1 pseudogene is annotated in these 583 nt (G+C 32.4%); it reads right to left on the bottom strand.

The features are described 5' to 3' along the window. Positions 1-190: 190 nt before the first annotated feature. Positions 191-583, bottom strand: a pseudogene (locus tag R7R78_RS28120) (hypothetical protein); the annotation flags it as partial.

Raw genomic sequence — 583 nt, 5'->3', positions numbered from 1 at the left:
AAACAAATCGCTCAAAATCAATACTGACGATGTAGTCGTTTTTTGCAATGATCTGCTCAATATCATCACTTCTAAAGATTGAGCAGATCTCATCACGTCTATAGATAAACTTTTCTTTACGCCGATACTGCATTTCGAAAATCATTTTCATAGATTAAAAGGTAGAATTGCTTAAAACCGAACAGAATGATTACATAATAGCTTGTTTTATATCAAGTGAAGTTTCATAATAATCATGTTTATTGAGTATCGATGGATACGCGTGTGAATTTAACCAGATGTTATACTTTCTATAATTCCCGTTTGTTTTATGATCAACTTCAGTGTCAAACCCGAGTTTAGAAAGAAAATCATTTATTGCCCGTGTTTTATAGCCTTCAGAATGTGACTGTGAAGTGATGGGCTTCAACATAGTATTCATCGAACTCAGTTTTTTACAGAGTGCGGAATTACCATTTAATAACTGGTTGATGATATCATAAGCTTCATAATAACTGGATTTAGGGATAGAATGCTTCTGGTCAATACGTTCAATAGATATGTTTAAAGTTTTAAAAAGAACATTCATCAGATTAAAAAGGGG

It is taken from the genome of Vibrio sp. 2134-1, assembly GCF_033339495.1.
Note: the sequence above shows the minus strand (reverse complement) of the source record. Positions and strands in the feature narration are given on the sequence as shown.